The following is a 14990-nucleotide window of genomic DNA, read 5'->3' as shown; positions in this document are numbered from 1 at the left end:
CTGCAATTAAACAAAATTTCGGACGCTGCGCCAGTGGGAACCCCGGCCGTCGAAAGAAAGTCGTTTGCCTGCAAAAATCGTTAGCATACGCAACCCTGTACACCGTATATTCTGATCGGATCCGTTAACCCCGAACGCTGGTCGTCATGCCGTACGTTGTCTGCGAGCCCTGCATCAACTGCAAGTACACCGACTGCGTCGAAGTCTGCCCGGTCGATTGCTTCTACGAAGGGCCGAACTTTCTGGCGATTCATCCGGACGAGTGCATCGACTGTAACGCCTGCGTGCCGACCTGTCCGGTCGAGGCCATTTATCCGGACGACGAGGTGCCGGAGGAGTGGCAGCACTACATTGAGTGGAATCGGTACCTGGCCGAGCAGTGGAAGGCCATGGGCTACAACATTACCGAGAAGAAGGGACCGCTGCCCGATGCCGAGGAGTGGCGCAACCGGCCTAAGTCGGAAAAGGACATCCTGACCTGGGACGCTCCGGCACAGCAATAGCTTCTGGAAAAGGCACCAACAGGCCCCTGCACCGTTGCAGGGGCTTTTTTGCATCCACCGCCTTGCAAATCTGGTGGAAATCCGTTATGCTCCGGGCACGACATGCGGTAAGCCGCATCCGTCCATGGAACACTGGCTGAAACTGGCGCGGGCCATCGATCGGCTCAACCTGTGGGTGGGCCGGCTGGTCTACTGGCTGGTGCTGCTCATGGTGCTGGTAGGCGCCTACAATGCCGTGGTGCGCTATCTGGACCGCTATACCGGGATCGGGCTGAGTTCGAACTTCTACATTGAGCTGCAGTGGTACCTGTTCAGCCTGGTGTTTCTGCTGGGAGCCGCCTACGCGTTGCAGCGGGACGCGCACGTGCGCGTGGACGTGTTCTACGGCCGCCTTTCGCCCCGGGCCCGCGCCTGGATCAACCTGCTGGGCACGGTGCTTTTCCTGCTGCCTTTCTGCGGGCTGGTGCTCTGGGTGTCGTGGGGCTGGGTGGTCAATTCGTGGACGGTGAAAGAGATGTCGCCGGATCCGGGCGGCCTGCCCCGCTATCCGCTGAAGGCAATGCTACCGGTCGCCTTCGTGCTGCTGGCGCTGCAGGGCGTCTCGATGCTGATCCACCAGATTGCCCGGTTGCGTCAACTGGAAGCTGAAACCCGTCAGGACGGCCTCGGAAAAGTATGAGCGGCGACTGGCTGGCTCCGTTGATGTTTCTCACGGCCCTGGTGCTCATCTTTTCGGGCTACCCGGTGGCCTTTGCGCTGGGCGGTACGGCGCTGATCTTTGCAGGGATCGGCGTGGCGCTGGGCTACTTCGACTGGAGCCTGCTTTTTGCGCTGCCCGATCGGGCCTTCGGGATCATGTCGAACTACGTGCTGCTGGCCGTCCCGTTTTTCATCTTCATGGGCACGGTGCTGGAGCGATCCCGGCTGGCCGAGGACCTGCTGCAGACGATCGGGATGCTGTTCGGGCCGCTGCGGGGCGGGCTGGCGCTGGCCGTCGTGTTCGTGGGCACACTGCTGGCCGCTGCCACGGGCGTCGTCGGAGCCTCGGTGGTGGCCATGGGCATGATCTCGCTGCCGGTCATGCTGCGCTACGGCTACTCGAAAGAGCTGGCGGCCGGCATTATCACCGCCTCGGGTACGCTGGGCCAGATCATTCCGCCGAGCGTGGTGCTCGTCGTGCTGGCCGATCAGCTCGGCGTGTCGGTGGGCGATCTGTTTCTGGGCGCGCTCGTGCCCGGTCTGGCGCTGGCCGGACTCTACGCGCTCTATGCGGCAGGTGTGGCACTGCTGAAGCCGAAAGCTGCACCGGCACTGCCGCGTTCGGTCCGGAACGTGCCGGGGCGTGAGCTGGCCCGCCGCGTGGTGCTCGTTATGCTCCCGCCGCTGGTGCTCATCCTGCTCGTGCTGGGGAGCATCTTTGCCGGAATCGCCACGCCCACCGAGGCCGGCGCGCTGGGGGCCGTCGGTGCCATGGTGCTGGCGCTGCTGAACCGGCGGCTCTCGTTCGAGGCACTGCGGGCGTCGATGGACGAAACCGCCCGCCTGACCACCATGGTGGTCTTTCTGCTGATCGGCTCGACGGCCTTCTCGCTGGTCTTCTACGGCCTTTACGGCGACATCTGGATCGAGGAACTGCTGACGAACCTGCCTGGCGGCATCGTCGGCTTTCTGGTGGTTGCCAACCTGGCCATTTTCATTCTGGGCTTCTTTATCGACTTTTTCGAGATCGCCTTCATCATCCTGCCGCTGCTGGTGCCGGCCGCCCGGGCGCTTGGGATCGACCTGGTCTGGTTCGGGGTGATGGTGGGCATGAACCTGCAGACCTCGTTTCTGACGCCGCCCTTCGGGTTTGCGCTGTTCTACCTGCGGGGTGTGGCGCCGCCCGAGCTGACCACCGCCCAGATCTACCGGGGCGCCGTGCCCTTCATTCTGATTCAGCTCGTCGGCCTGCTGCTGATCATTCTGTTTCCGGAAATGGTCAACTGGGCCGTGCGCTGAGCAGCTCGCGCAGCAGCGGTTCGTGCAGGCGGTGGCCACCGTCGAACAGGTGCACGACGGGGTGCAGGCCCAGTCGGGTCAGGCGCGCCACGAGTTGCTGGCGGCGCGCCGCGTCGATCAGCCGGTCGCGGGTGCTGAAGACCAGCTCAGGCGTGGGCAGGCGGCGGGTCGCTTCGGCCGGCAGGTCTTCGGGTACGTCGCCGGCCCATAGGATCAGGCGTCGGGCGCGGGCACGTCCGAGCGCGAGCCAGCGGCAGGCCGTGGCCGCACCCTGCGAGAAGCCCAGTACATGCAGCGCTGCATTCGGTAGCTGCGCCTGCAGGCGGGCATGCAGGGCGTCCAGATAGGCGACGTAGTCGGCGATTTCCGCCGTGCGATCCTCGCGGGTCATCCATGAGGCTCCTACCGAACCCGAGAAGCCTTCCAGGTAGAAACGAGACAGCGCCTCCGGTGCCACGAACAGGTGTGAGGCGTCGGCCAGCGGACGAAAAGCTTCCAGAAACGAGCCGGCCAGTTGCCCGTAGCCGTGCAGCACGAACCAGCAGGTCTGCACCGACGGGCCCGGGCGCCCCAGCGTGTAGTACCGGGCCGTACGGGTGACGGACAGATGATGCGCCTCAGGCTCCCAGGAGTTCATCGATGATATGCAGGTGGTGCATCGTGTGGATGCGGGCAACCTGCAGCCACTCCGTCGCATTGAGCCACCCCAGAAACGGATGGGGTGCCCGCTCGACCACGGCGGACAGGCGCGGAAGCAGCGGTGCCAGCGCCTCGAGGCCCTGATGGCTGCGCTGCAGGGCTTCGCGGAGTGTGGTGATGTCGAGCGTGTCGGGGGGACGCACCGCTTCGGGAGCACGGGCGCGGCCGCGCGGCATCCGGCCGGTAGCCAGCACGTGGCGGCCGATCTCGTTGGGTGCACCTTCCGGTCTGGCCTGCGGGTGGCGTCCCTCACAGAGCAGGCGAATGCCCTTGAACATCATTCCGTTGGCCACGGCCACGTGCCAGGCATGCTGCGCGGGCGTCCAGTCGGAGCCCGGTAGCTTTTCGAAGAAGCGCGCGCCTTCGCGGTCGAGCAGGGTCGCGAGCGTCTCGTAGCAGGTGCGAAGCAGGGCCAGTTCGGTTTCAGGGACGGTCGGCATGGGAGGAATCGGTAGGTGCCAGGGCACGTTCCAGCAGGGCGAAGGCTTCGTCCACGTCCGAGGCGACGGCGAACGGCCAGTGGTCCGGCACGAAGCGTTCGCGGCGTAGCCGTTCGAAAAAGCGCAGGAGCAAATCGAAGAATCCCCTGTAGTTCAGCAGCACGATGGGTTTGTGGTGGTAGCCGAGCTGGCGCAGCGTCAGCACTTCCATAAACTCTTCGAGCGTGCCGAAGCCACCGGGCAGCACCAGAAAGGCGTCGGCCCGCGTGAACATGACGGCCTTGCGTTCCTGAAGCGTCTGCGTGACGATGAGCGCGTCGGCCAGTTCGTAGGCGATGCCCTCGCGCTCCTGGAGCGCTTCGGGGATGACGCCCACGACGCGTCCGCCGTGCCGGTGGACGCTACGGGCCAGCGCGCCCATGAGTCCCACATCGCCACCGCCGTAGACCAGCTCGTAGCCGGCCTGTGCCAGCCGCGCGCCCACCTGTTCGGCCAGCTTTCGGTAGTGCTCATCCACCCGCTGGCTGGCGGCGCAGTAGACGCAGACGCGGTGGGGCATGGCTCAGGTTTCGAGGAAGGAGGGTAGCTGGAAGGCAAACTGCGCGTAGGCCAGCTCTGTGGTGCCGAACCAGCGATAGCTCTGCGCCCGCCACCTGCGGTAGGCTTCGTAGATCTTACGGTAGAGCGGGTCCTGCTCCTGTCCGAGCAGTTCTTCGGTGATGCGGGCGGCTTCGCGCAGCACGTCGTCCGGAAAGCGCCGGAGCTGCACGCCGGCCTGCAGCAGGCGTTGCAGGGCTGCCGGGTTACGGGCATCGTAGCGGGCCACCATGGTCTGGCTGGCCTCCAGCGCAGCCGTCCAGAGCACCTCCCGGTAGAACGAAGGCAGCCGCTCCCACTCGCGGCGGTTCACGTAGAAGGTCAGTGCCGGACCGGGCTCCCACCAGCCCGGATAGTAGTAGTAGGGTGCGATCTGATAAAAGCCCAGCTTCTCGTCGTCATAGGGACCGGCCCACTCGGCCGCGTCGATGGCGCCGCGTTCCAGCGCCGGGTAGATCTCGCCGCCGGCCAGCACCTGCACGGTCACGCCCATTTCACTCATGACCCGACCGCCCATGCCCGGAATGCGCATTTTCAGGCCGCGCAGGTCGCGCAGATTGTTGATCTCGCGCCGGAACCAGCCGCCCATCTGGGCGCCCGTGTTGCCGCCGGGCAGGTTCACGATGTTGAACTCGGCGAACAGCTCACGCAACAGGTCCAGACCGCCGCCTTCGAGCAGCCAGGCATTGTACTGACGGGCCGTCAGCCCGAAGGGTACCGTACAGTCGAAGGCCAGCGCCGGATGCTTGCCGATGAAGTAGTAGCTGGCCGTGTGGCCGATCGGGACCGTGCCGTTCTGCACGGCGTCGAGCACCTGCAGGCCCGGCACCAGCTCGCCGGCCGGGTAGACGCGGATCTCGAAGCGGCCGTCGGTCAGCGCACGTACGCGTTCGGCCAGCACCTCGGCCGCGCCATAGATCGTGTCGAGCCCGCGTGGAAAGCTCGAGGCCAGCCGCCAGCGCAGACGGGGCAGCGTCTGCACGGCGGGCGCGCCGCCTTCGTCTGTCTGCCGATTACCGCAGCCTGCCAGCACGGCCGTGGCCGCCGCACCCAGCGCGGCCTTTTTCAGAAAGCGCCGACGTTCCATCGCGTATCTTTCGGTTGGATCGTCTTTCCGGAAGCTTCCCAAAAATACGCACGCTCGCCGGCAAAAGCGAATCGCCCATGTGCAGGTGCCGGGCCGGCCATTTCAGGGGGCGTCGTCCACGAACAGCGTCAGGTCGATAGCTTCGGCGATGCGGCGATGACCGGCCTCGTTGGGATGCAGATGGTCGCCGGTGTCCCAGTCGGGATGCAGGCGGGCGGGATTCGACGGATCGCGCAGCGCCGCGTCCAGATCGATTACCGCATCGAACGCCCCGCTGGTGCGGATCCATTCGTTCACGCGCTGGCGGGCCTGTTCACGTTCGGGCGTGTAGTAAAAGGCACCTTCGAAGGGGAGTAGCGTGGCCCCGTAGATACGAAGGCCACGGGCATGCGCCTGATCGATCATCCAGCGATAGGCAGCGATGAGCGAATCGGCCATGGCCAGCGCTCCTTCCAGGCCGCCTTCGGCGCCGCCGATGTCGTTGATGCCCTCGAAAACGATCACCCAGCGCGCGCCCGGCTGATGGAGCACGTCCCGTGCAAAGCGTTCGCGTGCAGATGGGCCCAGGCATTGCCGGACCACACAGTTGCCGCCGATCCCCATGTTCACGACGCCCACGTGCCGGGTACGTGGATCGGCCTGCAGCCGCCGGGCCAGTTCGTCCGGCCAGCGGTTCTGCTTGTTCGTTCCCGAACCACGCCCGTCGGTGATCGAGTTGCCGAGCGTGACCACCACGGCGGCCTCCGGGGCCACCACATCGATCCCGTTGATCACGTACCAGCGCTCGAACGTAACCGCCTCGGGCATTTCCGGGGCATCGACGGCGTTGCCCTCCTGCAGATAGGACGTCGTGCGTGAGCCGGGATGCCCGGTGAGATCGGCCGGCACCTCGCCAAAGTAAATGGTGATCGCCACGTTCGACAGCGGCCGCAGCGAATAGTCGAACGGATCGGATGTAACGGTCGCGCCCGGCGGGATGGTCACCGAAGGGTGCCCGCCGAAGGTAAGGGCCCGGTCGGTGGCCGGATCGATGGCGCTTCCTTCCCGGGCGTCGGCCAGATGCACCGCCTGCAGTACCATCGGCGTCTTACCGTATTCGTTGGAAAAGCGCACGCGCAGGCGATCGCCCCCCAGCGAGACGTGCACGATCTGGCGCAACGTGTTGCCGGCCAGTCCGGGCGGAGGCGGCATGTTGTGCGGTTCCACAAGCTGGGGTGCCGTGGCCCAGGTGCCCACCCAGACCTCCTCCGGCGCAGACGCATCGGGCGAATTGCCGGAGCGACAGCCCGCAAGCAGCACGCAGACGACGGCGGCAAGACGTAGCAATTTCATTGGCCGTTTCGATCCGGTTCAAAGTAACGGCTGGCGAACTCCAGAAAATAGGGCCAGTTGGGGCCGTTCGTGTGACCGTCCTCATGCATGCGGAAGGCGATCTCGCCTCGGGCCAGCAGCTCGCCAACGGGCGGCATGACGTCGGTTCCCAGGCCGACTTTCCCCAGCAGTCGATATACCGGCTCGGCATGGACGGCGGCCAGAAACGTGCTCCGGGCGTCCACCCAGTGCCCTTCGACTTCGGGATGGCCGGCCCCGATGAACAGAGGGCGCGGCGCCACCAGCGCGATCAACAGGTGTGCATCGACGGGCAGGTCGTCGGGCGTCAGCGGACCGGCGTATTTGAGAAAGTTGCCGGCGAACCAGTGATACTCGGCGGGCGAGGCCAGATTTTCCACCTGCTCGCCGAAGACGCGGCGGAGCAGCTTGGCGCCACCGGCGCCCGATGAGCCGATCAGGCCGATCGCAAACCGCTGATCGTAGGCCATGGCCACGAGCGCCGCCTTGCCAAAACGCGAAAGCCCCGCAATGCCCACGCGCCGGGCATCGACGGTGGGGTCGGTCTCGAAGTAATCCAGCGCCCGGCTGGCACCCCAGGCCCAGGCGCGCAGCACGCCCCAGTCGTCGGGACGGCGCGGCCGCCCCCGATTCGTAAGTCCGATGATCCCCGCGGTCAGCCCCGCGCCGTGGTCGGCCTGGTAACTGGTCGGGTACAGCTCGGCATAGCCCCAGCCCCGCGCCAGCACCTGCTGTTGCCAGGTGCGCTGACCGGGAGGTGGGGCGGGCGGCCGCATGCACTCCGGCCAGACAAAGCTGAAATGCAGGATCACCGGCACCGGCCCGTCGGCCTCGGCCGGTGTGACCAGCGTCATGTCGATGTGTACCTCGATGGCCGGGTAGGCGCTGTTGTCCACATGGCCCACCAGCTTTTTGACGACGACCGGGATCGAATCCTGCACCGTGCGGGTGGTGCTGACCACTTCCCAGCGTACCGAAGGCACGTCGGGCGGCACGCGGCCGTAGACCTCCCGGTCGAACGCCGCGACGATCTCCGGGCGACGCACCTCCCACCATTCCCGGGGCGTGGTGATACGCCGACCGTCGAAGGTGACCAGCGGGTCGGGCAGGGTGTAGGGCGGCACCCTGGCTTCGTCGGTGTTGGCTTCCTGAGGCGAAGGGCCGGGCCGCAGCCGATCGATGCCGAGTAGCTCCAGCATGCGCTGATGATCGGCCCGGCTCGCCCGGGCGATGGCCGCCCACCCGGTCGTATCCGGGCACTGGGCCGCGACGTTCGCGGCAACGCCCAGCCCGAACAGCAGGACGACGACAGGAATTCCGGTACGCATCGGACAGCTTCGATGACGGAACGCTTCTCTTCTGTAGACACGACCTCGTCCGCACAACCCCATGCCGCAAAAAAATTGCAGGAAGGACTTGACTTTTTACGATCATTTTAGTACGATTAAAAGCGTAACTTGACATTGAAAAATCCGGAGGTTGTGCTATGCGTCGTGCACTGGTGCCGTTTGGCGAAACGGAAATGGAGATCCTGCAGGTCGTCTGGGAGCTGGGCGAGGCGTCGGTGGCCGACGTGCACGCCCGCCTGGGCGGCGACCGTGCCTACACGACGGTGATGACCGTCATGCGCAACCTGGCCGACAAGGGTTATCTGACTTTTCGCAAGCAGGGGCGCATGTACGTGTACCGGCCGGCGGTGCCGCCGGAGGAATTCAAGTCGGATCTGCTGAAGCGGCTGGTGGACAAGGTGTTCGGCTCGCCGCTGGAGCTGGTGCAGACGCTTGTGCGCCAGGAGTCGCTCGGCCCGGAGGAGCTGGCCGAACTGCAACGGCTGATCGAAAAACTGGAGGAAAGCGATGATGCCGCGTGAATTCTGGCTGGAAGGCGCGTGGCTGCTGGGGCTCTGGACTGCGGCCGCGCTGCTGTTGCTACTGAGCGTCCGCCGCGTGATGCGCAGGTGGCCCGAGGCGGCCTACGCGCTGCTGCAGGCGGGTTTCTATGCGTTGCCGCTGGGGCTCCTGGCCTACGGATTGCGGCTGACGTTGCTTCCGCAAGTGGCGTTCTGGCGGGCTGAGCCGCCCGAGGTGCTGGTCTGGCTCGGCGCGCAGGTCGTGTCGGCCCCGGCCGAAGGGGGCAGCGCGCAGGGGCTGGTGGCGGTCGGACAACTGGTGCTGTTCGTGTGGCTGCTGGGCGTGGCGGTGCGTCTGGCGGCGCTCGGGGTGCGCTGGGTGCGGTTGCGGCGCTACCTGAGGCGGTGCCGTCCGGCGCCGCCCGAGCTGGCGGCCGAAGTGGCCGAGATGGCCGAGCGCCTGGGCCTTCGCCGGCCGGTGCGGCTGCTGGTGGGCGGCCGGGTGCCCTTTTCGATGGGTGGACGGCGCCCGACGGTGGTTGTGCCGGAGCTGGCGCTGACCGATCCACAGGCGCGACGGCCGATGCTCTGGCACGAACTGGTCCACCTGCAGCGGCGCGACTTCCGGGCGCAGCTCGGGGAGGAGCTGGTGCTGACGCTGTTCTGGTTTCATCCGCTGCTCTGGGGCTACCGGCGGCGGCTGGAGCTGCTCCGCGAGGTGCTCTGTGATCGGGCGGTGCTGGCGGCGCGGATCGCCTCGCCCGCCGGCTACGCCCGGCTGTTGCTGACGACGCTGCTCCAGGCGCAACGTGCACCGGAATTGAGCCTGTCCCTTCTGAGAAAATCCACCCTCAAACAACGCATGGAGGCCATGATGCAACCTGTCCAATCGCTCGCGCCGCGCCGGGTGCGGCTGCTGCTTCTCGGCGCGCTGATCGGACTGACCGGACTGCTGGCCTGCACCGACGTGCCCGACACGCCCGTGCAATCGCAGACCGAGGCGACCACGGCACAGGCCGCGGGCAAGGTGCTCGAATCGCCCGAAGAGCTGCAGGGCGTGGTGATGCCCGAGCTGATCGGCGGCCTGCAGGCCCTCTACGAAAAGATTCACTACCCTGAAGCCGCCCGCGAGCAGGGCATTGAAGGCAGAGTGATCGTCAGCTTCGTGGTGGACGAAACCGGACGCGTGCGCGATGCCCGCGTCGTCCGCGGCGTGCATGAAGCGCTCGACCAGGCCGTGCTGCAGGCGCTTCAGGAAGTCCGCTTCAAACCCGCGCAGAAGGACGGCCTTCCCGTCGCCGTCCGCATGGCCCTTCCGGTGGTGTTTCAACTTGGAGAAAACGCCGCAAAGTAAACGCGGGTGGTCCCGATAGAAACGGCGGAGGGGTCCGAGCCGGACCCCTCCGCCTGCTTATCACCGCGGTCGGAGTGGCCGGATGACCACCTCGGAGATCAGGTAGTTGTCGTCGGTCTCCAGAATGTGCAGGATGGTTTGCGCTACCTGTTCGGGCGTAACCGGGCGATCGGCTCCGCGCATCCCGGCTACTTCGAAGAACTCGGTAGCCACCGAGCCTGGGTACACACAGGTTACCTTGATGCCATCATTGCGCAACTCTTTCATGATGGCCTCGCTAAAGCCCCGCACGCCAAACTTGGTAGCATTGTAGGCGCTCAGGTTAGGATTGCCGATGAGGCCGGCTATTGAAGCAATGTTGATGATGTGTCCACCGAAGCCGGTTTCGACGTTCTGTTTTTTCATTTGAGGCACGGCCGCGCGCGTGCAGAGAAAGACGCCGCGCAGGTTCGTGTTCATCTGCACGTCCCAGTCTTCCAGCGAAAGCTCATCGACCGGCCCCATTTTGCCCAGCCCCGCATTGTTAATCAGGATGTCCAGACGACCGGCCTCGCGGATCACGCGCTGAAAGGCCGCCTCGACGTCGTTGGGCCGCGTCACGTCGCAGGCGATCGGATGGAAGCGGGGGCCCAGTTCGTCGCGGAGCGCGTTCAGACGCTCGACGCGCCGGGCCAGTCCGTACACGTGCGCGCCTTTTTGCACAAGCGCAATCGCAAAGGCCCGGCCCAGCCCGCTGCTGGCGCCGGTCACGACGGCCACTTTATCCCGAAGCTCCATAACGCGTTTTCCGTTTGTTTTTTGGAAGGGACGGCCTTAATCTACGGCGCACCCGCAGGTGGGTGTCCGGCCCGGAACAGCGCAAGAGGGCCGGAAGCGGGCTCGTAACGCATTTTTTACCGGACGATGCTGCTGACGCCGGAAGCACGGTTGCAACAGGAACTGGCGCGGGTCTTTCAGGCGGCGGCCCAGCAGGGGCATCTGACCGATCCCGAGGCGCTGGCGGCGCGGCTGCAGGGCGTGTCGCCGGACGTGATCGTGGCGTGGCTGCAGCCGTACCTCACCGAGCGCCGCCGCCAGCGCATCGAGCAGGTGCTCGACGGACGCACCTATACGGTGGTGCCGGTCGTCGAAGGACTGGCCAACACGGGCAACGTCAGCGCCGTCATGCGTTCGGCCGAGGCGCTGGGGTATCAGGGCTTCGGGATCATCAAGGGCCAGGTGCAGAAGTACAAGACGTCCGAGCGTACCACCCAGGGGGCCGACAAGTGGCTGGACGTGTGGATGTGGCCGACGGCCGCCGAAGCCGTGCCCGTGCTGAAGGCGGCCGGCTACCGGATCGTCGCCACGGCGCTGGAGGAAGCCGAACCGATCGACACGTTTGACTTCACGATGCCGACGGCGCTGGTTTTCGGTAACGAAGTGGAAGGCGTCTCGCGAGAACTGCTGGCGATGGCCGACGCCCGCTGCGTGATCCCGATCGTGGGTTTCACGCAGAGCTTCAACATTTCGGTGGCGGCGGCCATTGCGCTTTACCATGCGCAGCGCGACCGGCTGGCCCGCCAGGGACGACACGGAGATCTCTCGCCGGAATGGAAGGCCACACTTCGGGCCGTCTTCTACCTGCGCAGCGTCCAGAAGGCCGGCGTGCTCCTCTGGGAGCGCCTGCAACGCGGCGGTGCGCCTAGGTGAACAAATAGGACGCGTCAGCTTCGTTTGGAAGGGCCTGTATTCTTCAGAATGGGAGCGGACGAACGCGAACCTTTTTTGAGGGGACCACCACAAGCGCTCCCTGTCGGAGGACCTCTTCGGTCCGGGTCAGTGCCTGTAGCACAAGTGGGCCGCTTACTTCCGGTCTCAGGTCCAGATCACGCAGTACGACCACGCTGGGTCTGGTCTGCTTTGAATAACGAAGCAGCGTCCCGAAGTCCAGATCATGAGTCAGAATGACGTAGCCATGTTTTTCAGCAAAACAAAAAATCTCGACATCTCGAGCATCCGGCTTGCCTATTTCGGACCATCGAACAGCTTCAATTCCATTCGCCCTGAGAAAGGCTACCCATCTGGGCGAAAGGTTCATGTCGATTAGCACCTTCAAAGGGGCATTTCTCTTTCTTCAGCGAGAAGGGCGGCGTAAGCCAGTGCGGCGTCGATGTCTTCAGGCGTCAATTCCGGATAGTCCTGCAGGAGTTCCTCCCGGCTCTGGAAGCGCAGCTGGTTCAGAATGGTGCCTACCGTAATGCGCGTTCCCCGAATGGTAGGCTTGCCGCCCATAATTTCGGGATCCAGCACGATGCGCTCCAGCAGTTTCATGGCCCATTCAAGGCTCGAGGCGTAGAGATCAGGTGTTTTGCTTCGATGCTGTTCCGGATTGGCGGTTCCGTCAGGCGGGTCACCCGGAGGCGGGCGCGTCGTCCGGCTTCCGGGCGAAGGGGACCGCCTGTCGCTGACCGGTTTCCGGATCTTCGATCCAGATTTCGTAGGTGATGGGGACGGTGGGGCGCAGCATGGCGCTGACGGAGCAGTACTTCTCCTGTGAGAGCTCTACGGCGCGGGCCACCTGTTCGGGCTTCAGGTCGCGTCCGAAGACGCGGTAGGTCAGGTGAATGCGCGTGTAGACGCGCGGGTGGGTCTCGGCCCGGTCGGCTTCCACTTCCACCTGCAGGTCGGTGAACGGTGCACGCATTTTCTCCAGGATCGAGACGACGTCCATGGCCGAGCAGCCCATGAGTGCCAGCAGTACCATTTCCATCGGGCTGGTGGCCCCGGACGGACGTCCCCCGTATCCGGAGTCGAGCACGGTCCAGTGGCCGGAGCCGGCCTGTCCGATGAAGGTCAGTCCTTCGACATATTTGAGGCGGGCTTTCATGATCGCGGTCGGGATGGTTCGGATTTGTGCCATGCAAAATCGGGATTCCGGCGGTTTGGTGCAACGTGGCACGACGTGGAAGAACCGGGAAAAAGCGGGCGGGGCGTTTTACCGCCGGTCGAAATGGGCGATATTGCGGGCAAACGAATGGCAATGCGATGGGAGCCATGGGGCGCTGGCTCAAAGAGGCGCTGCTGGACGTCGTCGTCACGGTGGTGATCGTGCTGGCTGCGATCCCGGCGCTGCCCTGGGCGCGCTGGATCGTGCTCGTCTACACGCCGCTCATGCTGCTGCTCAAGCTGGGCGCCTTGCTGGCGGCGCCGCACCTGCCCCGCATGCGACGCAGCGCGCCGGAAGCGCTGTTTCACGTGCTTTACGGCATCAACGTACTCGCGCTGCTGATAGGACGTTGGTGGTGGATGGCCGTCGCCTGGGCGCTGATCTGGGGGCTTTCGGTGGCGGTCGAACGTCGCCAGCGACGCGGATAGGATCCCGGCCTGCGCTCGGCCGTTCACGCGGCCGAATCGCCGCGGACGGGTGTTATGCTGCTCACTTACTACACGTTGCGGGCGCTGGCCGACGCGTGGCGCCGCGAGCTACCGGGCAGCCTGCTGGGCGACGCCTTCTCGCAGGTGCGCGACGAGCTGGTGCTGGCCTTTGCCCGGCCCGAGGCCGAGTGGATGGTGCGCATCTCGACGGGTGCCTTTCGTTACATCTTTCGCGTCGAGGGCTACAGCCGGGCGCGTCGCAACGTCGCCACCCTGTTCGAGGAAGCACTGGGCCGCACGCTGCGCGACGTGCGCGTGGCCGAACGGGACCGCGTGCTGTTTTTCGAGCTGGACGATGGCTCCTGGTTTCAGTGCTGGCTCTACGGTCCGCGTCCGAACGTGCTCTGGGTGGCGCCCGACGGGCGGGTGCGGGCGGCGTTTCAGCAGGATGAAGCCTGGCAGGGACAACAGGCGCCGGCACCGCGTCCGGCTCCAGAAGTCAGCTCGTTCGAGGCGTTTCGAGCACGCTGGCGTACCGATCGAAAGTCGATTGCGCAGGCCGTGGCGGCGGCCTTCCCGCTGTTCGACGCGCTGCTGGCCGAAGAGACGGTCTTCCGGGCGGGTGTGCAGGCATCGTCGCCGGCCGATTGCGACGAGGAGGACCTTCGGCGTCTCTACGAGGCTGGACGCGCACTCGAAGCGGAGCTGGCCCGTCCGGCACCCCGGCTGTACCGGGTCGATCGATGGACGACCCACTTTGCCCTGATTCCGCTGGCTCATCTGGCGCACCTGCCCTGTGAGGCGTTTGATTCGGTCGATGCGGCGGTACACGCGGCCGTGCGGCGCGAGCTGGCCGTGCGGGCTTTCCAGGAGGCTTACGAGCCGCTTCGTCAGGCGCTGGAAGCCGCGGTTGAACGGGCCCGCCGGGAGCAACAGGTGCTGGAAACCGCGCTGGCCGCGCCCGACCGGGCCGAGCAGTACGAGCGCTGGGGACACCTGCTCATGGCGCAGGCGCATCAGGTGCCGCCCGGGGCCGAGGTGGTGGAGTTGCCCGACTGGTTCGGCGACGGCGCGCCCGTGCGGATTCCGCTCGACCCCACGCGCGCGGCCGTCGAGAACGCGCAGGCGTACTACGAGCAGGCCCGGCAGGCCCGCCAGGAGCGCGAGGCGCTCCGCCAGCGGCTGGAGGACGTCCGCCAGCGGATTCCCCGGCTGGAGGCATTGCTGGCGGAGCTGGAGCAGATCGACACGATGGCGGCGCTGCGGGCTTTCCGGCAACGCCATGCCGACGAGCTGGCCGCGCTGGGCATCGGCCGAACCGGCCGGAAAGCGCCGGAAGCCATGCCGGCGTTCCGGCGCGTGCCGCTGGGTGGCGGCTTCGAAGCGTGGATCGGCCGCAACGCTCGAGAGAACGACGAACTGACCTTCCATCACGCCCGCAAGCACGATCTGTGGCTGCACGCGCGCGGCGTGCCCGGCTCGCACGTGATCCTGCGGGTGCCCGGCCGCAACCGCCAGCCCGACCGCAGGGTGCTCGAACGGGCTGCTTCGCTGGCGGCTTACTTCAGCAAGGCGCGGGGTAGCAGCGTGGTGCCCGTCGTGGTCGTGCCGCGCAAGTACGTGCGCAAGCCACGCGGAGCCGATCCGGGCACCGTCGTTTTCGAGCGGGAAGAGGTGCTGCTGGTGGAGCCTCGCCCGCCCGAAGCGGTGCAGGCGGAAAATTCTTGAAGAACACGGGCCGCTGCCTGGCACGAAAGAC

General features: G+C 65.9%; 18 protein-coding genes. 8 read left to right on the top strand and 10 right to left on the bottom strand.

What is annotated here, in order from left to right; genetic code table 11:
- The first annotated feature begins 146 nt into the window (after positions 1 to 146).
- The 3 genes from fdxA to GYH26_RS14230 all read left to right on the top strand — a co-directional run bounded on the left by fdxA (position 147) and on the right by GYH26_RS14230 (position 2501).
- Positions 147 to 503: a ferredoxin FdxA gene (gene fdxA / locus GYH26_RS14240; protein ID WP_012845132.1), complete on the top strand. Its 357-nt coding sequence runs from the start codon at positions 147 to 149 to the stop codon at positions 501 to 503.
- Between the two features lie 124 nt (positions 504 to 627).
- Positions 628 to 1182 (top strand): TRAP transporter small permease subunit, encoded by a 555-nt coding sequence (locus tag GYH26_RS14235; protein WP_161542212.1) that lies wholly within the window; start codon positions 628 to 630, stop codon positions 1180 to 1182.
- A complete protein-coding gene (locus tag GYH26_RS14230; protein WP_161542211.1) occupies positions 1179 to 2501 on the top strand; it encodes a TRAP transporter large permease in 1323 nt (440 codons plus the stop codon). The genes GYH26_RS14235 and GYH26_RS14230 overlap by 4 nt, the downstream gene beginning before the upstream one ends.
- Here GYH26_RS14230 and GYH26_RS14225 read toward each other — a convergent pair.
- The 6 genes from GYH26_RS14225 to GYH26_RS14200 form a co-directional block, all read right to left on the bottom strand.
- Positions 2482 to 3138, bottom strand: a complete 657-nt coding sequence (locus tag GYH26_RS14225) for an alpha/beta hydrolase (RefSeq protein WP_161542210.1) — start codon at positions 3136 to 3138, stop codon at positions 2482 to 2484. The two genes, GYH26_RS14230 and GYH26_RS14225, sit on opposite strands and share 20 nt — an antisense overlap.
- Complete coding sequence (locus tag GYH26_RS14220; protein WP_161542209.1) at positions 3119 to 3640, bottom strand: DinB family protein; 522 nt, start codon at positions 3638 to 3640, stop codon at positions 3119 to 3121. Before GYH26_RS14220 ends, GYH26_RS14225 begins: the two co-directional genes overlap by 20 nt.
- Entirely contained in the window at positions 3624 to 4199 is a 576-nt protein-coding gene (locus GYH26_RS14215; protein WP_161542208.1) for a TIGR00730 family Rossman fold protein, read from the bottom strand. Before GYH26_RS14215 ends, GYH26_RS14220 begins: the two co-directional genes overlap by 17 nt.
- A gap of 3 nt (positions 4200 to 4202) precedes the next feature.
- A complete protein-coding gene (locus GYH26_RS14210; protein ID WP_161542207.1) occupies positions 4203 to 5324 on the bottom strand; it encodes a TRAP transporter substrate-binding protein in 1122 nt (373 codons plus the stop codon).
- A gap of 102 nt (positions 5325 to 5426) precedes the next feature.
- On the bottom strand, positions 5427 to 6656 hold the full coding sequence (locus GYH26_RS14205) for an SGNH/GDSL hydrolase family protein (RefSeq protein ID WP_242006459.1): 1230 nt from the start codon (positions 6654 to 6656) through the stop codon (positions 5427 to 5429).
- The gene (locus tag GYH26_RS14200; RefSeq protein ID WP_161542206.1) at positions 6653 to 8002 is read right to left on the bottom strand and encodes an acetylxylan esterase; all 1350 of its coding nucleotides are present in this window, start codon (positions 8000 to 8002) and stop codon (positions 6653 to 6655) included. The genes GYH26_RS14205 and GYH26_RS14200 overlap by 4 nt, the downstream gene beginning before the upstream one ends.
- Positions 8003 to 8160: 158 nt before the next feature.
- On the opposite strand from GYH26_RS14200, the gene GYH26_RS14195 reads away from it, so the two are divergent.
- Positions 8161 to 8544 (top strand): BlaI/MecI/CopY family transcriptional regulator, encoded by a 384-nt coding sequence (locus tag GYH26_RS14195; protein ID WP_161542205.1) that lies wholly within the window; start codon positions 8161 to 8163, stop codon positions 8542 to 8544.
- Entirely contained in the window at positions 8531 to 9877 is a 1347-nt protein-coding gene (locus GYH26_RS14190; RefSeq protein ID WP_161542204.1) for a M56 family metallopeptidase, read from the top strand. Before GYH26_RS14195 ends, GYH26_RS14190 begins: the two co-directional genes overlap by 14 nt.
- Before the next feature lie 60 nt (positions 9878 to 9937).
- Here the strand turns inward: GYH26_RS14190 and GYH26_RS14185 are convergent, their stop codons facing one another.
- Complete coding sequence (locus GYH26_RS14185; protein ID WP_161542203.1) at positions 9938 to 10654, bottom strand: SDR family oxidoreductase; 717 nt, start codon at positions 10652 to 10654, stop codon at positions 9938 to 9940.
- Positions 10655 to 10780: 126 nt separating this feature from the next.
- Here GYH26_RS14185 and GYH26_RS14180 point away from each other — a divergent pair, with 126 nt between their 5' ends.
- Positions 10781 to 11566 (top strand): TrmH family RNA methyltransferase, encoded by a 786-nt coding sequence (locus GYH26_RS14180; RefSeq protein WP_161542202.1) that lies wholly within the window; start codon positions 10781 to 10783, stop codon positions 11564 to 11566.
- 43 nt (positions 11567 to 11609) lie between these two features.
- Here the strand turns inward: GYH26_RS14180 and GYH26_RS15705 are convergent, their stop codons facing one another.
- From GYH26_RS15705 to GYH26_RS14165, 3 genes are all read right to left on the bottom strand, one after another.
- Positions 11610 to 11966, bottom strand: a complete 357-nt coding sequence (locus GYH26_RS15705) for a DUF5615 family PIN-like protein (RefSeq protein WP_431768146.1) — start codon at positions 11964 to 11966, stop codon at positions 11610 to 11612.
- A gap of 2 nt (positions 11967 to 11968) precedes the next feature.
- Positions 11969 to 12187: a DUF433 domain-containing protein gene (locus tag GYH26_RS14170; protein WP_161542201.1), complete on the bottom strand. Its 219-nt coding sequence runs from the start codon at positions 12185 to 12187 to the stop codon at positions 11969 to 11971.
- A gap of 79 nt (positions 12188 to 12266) precedes the next feature.
- Positions 12267 to 12743, bottom strand: a complete 477-nt coding sequence (locus GYH26_RS14165; RefSeq protein WP_161542200.1) for an OsmC family protein — start codon at positions 12741 to 12743, stop codon at positions 12267 to 12269.
- 167 nt (positions 12744 to 12910) lie between these two features.
- Between GYH26_RS14165 and GYH26_RS14160 the strand changes: the two genes are divergently transcribed.
- Both GYH26_RS14160 and GYH26_RS14155 read left to right on the top strand, forming a co-directional pair.
- The gene (locus GYH26_RS14160; RefSeq protein WP_144295469.1) at positions 12911 to 13231 is read left to right on the top strand and encodes a hypothetical protein; all 321 of its coding nucleotides are present in this window, start codon (positions 12911 to 12913) and stop codon (positions 13229 to 13231) included.
- 54 nt (positions 13232 to 13285) lie between these two features.
- Complete coding sequence (locus tag GYH26_RS14155) at positions 13286 to 14959, top strand: Rqc2 family fibronectin-binding protein (RefSeq protein WP_161542199.1); 1674 nt, start codon at positions 13286 to 13288, stop codon at positions 14957 to 14959.
- The last annotated feature ends 31 nt before the right edge of the window (positions 14960 to 14990 follow it).

Source organism: Rhodothermus marinus (assembly GCF_009936275.1).
Taxonomy (GTDB): domain Bacteria; phylum Bacteroidota; class Rhodothermia; order Rhodothermales; family Rhodothermaceae; genus Rhodothermus; species Rhodothermus marinus_A.
Note: the sequence above shows the minus strand (reverse complement) of the source record. Positions and strands in the feature narration are given on the sequence as shown.

Excerpts from the sequence above, each read along its gene's own strand:
- GYH26_RS14170 (WP_161542201.1), bottom strand. The coding sequence starts at position 12,187 with ATGAAACTGCTGGAGCGCATCGTGCTGGATCCCGAAATTATGGGCGGC.
- GYH26_RS14230 (WP_161542211.1), top strand. The coding sequence starts at position 1,179 with ATGAGCGGCGACTGGCTGGCTCCGTTGATGTTTCTCACGGCCCTGGTG.
- GYH26_RS14165 (WP_161542200.1), bottom strand. The coding sequence starts at position 12,743 with ATGAAAGCCCGCCTCAAATATGTCGAAGGACTGACCTTCATCGGACAG.
- GYH26_RS14210 (WP_161542207.1), bottom strand. The coding sequence starts at position 5,324 with ATGGAACGTCGGCGCTTTCTGAAAAAGGCCGCGCTGGGTGCGGCGGCC.
- GYH26_RS14235 (WP_161542212.1), top strand. The coding sequence starts at position 628 with ATGGAACACTGGCTGAAACTGGCGCGGGCCATCGATCGGCTCAACCTG.
- GYH26_RS14160 (WP_144295469.1), top strand. The coding sequence starts at position 12,911 with ATGGGGCGCTGGCTCAAAGAGGCGCTGCTGGACGTCGTCGTCACGGTG.
- GYH26_RS14180 (WP_161542202.1), top strand. The coding sequence starts at position 10,781 with ATGCTGCTGACGCCGGAAGCACGGTTGCAACAGGAACTGGCGCGGGTC.
- GYH26_RS14205 (WP_242006459.1), bottom strand. The coding sequence starts at position 6,656 with ATGAAATTGCTACGTCTTGCCGCCGTCGTCTGCGTGCTGCTTGCGGGC.
- fdxA (WP_012845132.1), top strand. The coding sequence starts at position 147 with ATGCCGTACGTTGTCTGCGAGCCCTGCATCAACTGCAAGTACACCGAC.
- GYH26_RS14155 (WP_161542199.1), top strand. The coding sequence starts at position 13,286 with ATGCTGCTCACTTACTACACGTTGCGGGCGCTGGCCGACGCGTGGCGC.
- GYH26_RS14220 (WP_161542209.1), bottom strand. The coding sequence starts at position 3,640 with ATGCCGACCGTCCCTGAAACCGAACTGGCCCTGCTTCGCACCTGCTAC.
- GYH26_RS14190 (WP_161542204.1), top strand. The coding sequence starts at position 8,531 with ATGATGCCGCGTGAATTCTGGCTGGAAGGCGCGTGGCTGCTGGGGCTC.
- GYH26_RS14185 (WP_161542203.1), bottom strand. The coding sequence starts at position 10,654 with ATGGAGCTTCGGGATAAAGTGGCCGTCGTGACCGGCGCCAGCAGCGGG.
- GYH26_RS14215 (WP_161542208.1), bottom strand. The coding sequence starts at position 4,199 with ATGCCCCACCGCGTCTGCGTCTACTGCGCCGCCAGCCAGCGGGTGGAT.
- GYH26_RS14195 (WP_161542205.1), top strand. The coding sequence starts at position 8,161 with ATGCGTCGTGCACTGGTGCCGTTTGGCGAAACGGAAATGGAGATCCTG.
- GYH26_RS14200 (WP_161542206.1), bottom strand. The coding sequence starts at position 8,002 with ATGCGTACCGGAATTCCTGTCGTCGTCCTGCTGTTCGGGCTGGGCGTT.
- GYH26_RS14225 (WP_161542210.1), bottom strand. The coding sequence starts at position 3,138 with ATGAACTCCTGGGAGCCTGAGGCGCATCATCTGTCCGTCACCCGTACG.